General features: G+C 47.4%; 3 protein-coding genes and 1 pseudogene. 1 reads left to right on the forward strand and 3 read right to left on the reverse strand.

The annotated features are described in order from the left end of the window. Positions 1 to 562: tRNA isopentenyl-2-thiomethyl-A-37 hydroxylase MiaE (gene miaE, locus OS145_RS04790; RefSeq protein ID WP_006955090.1), on the forward strand; the 562-nt coding region annotated here is incomplete at its 5' end. A gap of 40 nt (positions 563 to 602) precedes the next feature. On the opposite strand, the gene OS145_RS04795 is transcribed toward miaE, so the two are convergent. The 3 genes and pseudogenes from OS145_RS04795 to OS145_RS13715 form a co-directional block, all read right to left on the reverse strand. Then, entirely contained in the window at positions 603 to 1,886 is a 1,284-nt protein-coding gene (locus OS145_RS04795) for a dicarboxylate/amino acid:cation symporter (RefSeq protein ID WP_006955091.1), read from the reverse strand. Between the two features lie 108 nt (positions 1,887 to 1,994). After that, positions 1,995 to 2,576, reverse strand: a pseudogene (sohB, locus tag OS145_RS04800) (protease SohB). 30 nt (positions 2,577 to 2,606) lie between these two features. Continuing rightward, complete coding sequence (locus OS145_RS13715) at positions 2,607 to 2,726, reverse strand: Periplasmic serine protease, ClpP family protein (protein ID WP_006955094.1); 120 nt, start codon at positions 2,724 to 2,726, stop codon at positions 2,607 to 2,609.

The raw sequence follows: 2,726 nt of genomic DNA on the forward strand, positions 1-2,726 counted from the left end.
GCTATTGGCATGGCTTAAACCTTATGAAGACTACACCTATCGTCTTGTAGGTGACTGGCGAGCACTGGCTGACCATAACAAACTCAATAAGCGTATGGTGCCAAAATCAGACCGTCCATACAGTCAGGAGTTGATCGACAAAATGGTCATGTTGATCAAGGAGGAGTTGCATCATTTTTACCAAGTATTGGAGATAGCACAGGAACTGGGTATCGAATACGACAAGCTTACTTCGAGTCGTTATGCGCGTGGCCTGCTGACACACGTACGGACATACGAACCTGCCGCACTGATCGATAAGTTAATTTGTGGTGCCTACATCGAAGCGCGTTCCTGCGAGCGCTTTGCCGCCATCGCACCCCACGTAGACGAGCGCTTAGGGCAGTTCTATATTTCACTGTTGCGTTCTGAAGCACGTCATTATCAAGACTATCTAACCTTGGCACAGCAAATTGCCGGTGAGGATATCAGTGAGCGAATTGCTTTCTTCGCAAATATTGAGGCGGAATTAATAAAGTCGCCGGATGGCGACTTTAAGTTTCATAGTGGTATGCCCGTTTAATCGATTCAAATGAACCGGATTGTCGCGCCTAAGGCGCGACCTACAGTTCTTCCAATTTTTTGCCAGCTTCTTTGTCGTAGAAGACTTCTTCGTCGAAGTCGCCTTCCGACTTAGCAACCACACAACTGACCATGGCATCGCCGGTCACATTGACTGCGGTACGAGTCATATCCAATAGGCGGTCAACACCGATAATTAAGCCGATCCCCTCGACGGGCAGACCCACCTGCTGTAAAACCATCGCGAGCATGATTAAGCCAACCCCAGGCACTCCCGCCGTACCCACCGATGCGAGTGTTGCGGTGAGAATCACCATGAGATAATCAGCGACTGACAGATCCAGTCCATACACTTGGGCGATGAATACCGTCGCCACGCCCTGCATGATGGCAGTGCCATCCATATTAATGGTTGCTCCAAGCGGCACGGTAAACGAACCGACAGAGTTACTCACGCCTAAACGCTTAGTCACGGTTTCAAGCGTAATCGGCATGGTTGCATTACTACTGGCAGTGCTAAAACCAAAGAGTTGTGCATCACGCATTTTCCGAATAAAGATGCCCGGTTTAACACGCGCCAGCACGCCTAATAAGAATGGATGAATAATAAACCCATGAATCAGTAGCACGATGAGCACTAAGAAGAAGTACTTCGCCAGACTGGATATCATGCCCAGTCCGGTTTCGGTGAAGAGCTTAGCCATCAAAGCGAAAACACCATAAGGCGCAATGCTCATCAAAATCACCACTAGCTTCATGATGACTTCATTAAAGTCCTCAAACAGTCCCTTGATGCGCTCCCCAGGCTTCCCTACCAATGCCATCGCGATACCCAGTAATAAGGCAAACACGATAATCTGCAGCATATTGCCTTCTGCCATCGCAGTAATTGGGTTATCCGGGAATAGATCAATAATCACTTGCGACAACGAAGGCGCCTCAGAGGGCTCAAAGGTCGCGTCACTTGCACGTTCGACACCACTACCGGGTTGAATCAAAATCGCCGAGAAAATAGCAATCGAAATCGCAATAGCGGTGGTTATTAAATACATACCGACCGCTTTACCGCCTAAACGTCCCAATTTGCTTGGATCACTTAACGAGCACGTGCCCACTACCAAGGACACCAACACAAGTGGTACCACTAGCATCTTCAATGATGTGATAAATATTTGACCAATGACATTAAACAAACCATTGGTCAAATAACTATCGACCCATGCCGAATCACCTGCAAAATAGCGTAGCGCCATACCCAGCACGATACCTGCCACCATACCGATGACAATGCGGGTCGTCAGACTTAATTTTTTATTATCGCTCATAAGCGTCCTTTTTGTTGTCTATCGGACTAAAAAAACCGCCATAGCCTAGCAGAAAAGCAAATCAAGGGGTAGTTGCCATGCGTTAAACGCACAGCAACTGCCGAGTGGTTACACGTCGCTGCGTGTAAACGAAGATTTCAGCGTATTGACCAACGTCGCGGCGCCTTTTGCAAAACGTTCGCTGAGAGGTTTCTTAATACTGTATTCCACTTTAAGAATACGGTGTGTGTCCAATTGCTTCAACATCCACGCATCGCTGGTAATCACTTCATCAACCAGACCCAATTCAAGCGCTTCAGTACCTGTCCAAACTTCTCCCGTGGCCACTTTTTCTATATCTAATTCAGGACGGTGACGCTGGACATGCTCTTTGAATTAGTGATGGATCGACTCCAAGTCTTGCTTGAATATACGACGTCCTTCTTCGGTGTTCTCACCCAATACCGTTAATGTTCGCTTATATTCACCAGCCGTGAAGTGCTCAATGTCGATATCATGATTTTTAAGCCACTTGTTAACATTCGGTAATTGCGCAACTACACCAATCGAACCGATGAAAGCAAACGGCGCCGATAGAATGTTATTGCCCACACAGGCCATCATATAACCACCGCTAGCAGCGACTTTATCAACCGCGATAGTCACCTTTAAACCATGGTCAATCAGTCGTTGTAGCTGTGCAGCCCCCAAACCGTAGCCGTGGACAACACCACCACCGCTCTATAAGCGAACAAGCACTTCATCCTGATCAGTCGCGATACTAACGATCGCATTTACTTCACGCTTGAGGCTATCAACTTCTTTGGCATCAACCGAGCCTTTAAAGTCAATAACAAACAG

Source organism: Idiomarina baltica OS145, assembly GCF_000152885.1.
Taxonomy (GTDB): Bacteria; Pseudomonadota; Gammaproteobacteria; order Enterobacterales; family Alteromonadaceae; genus Idiomarina; species Idiomarina baltica.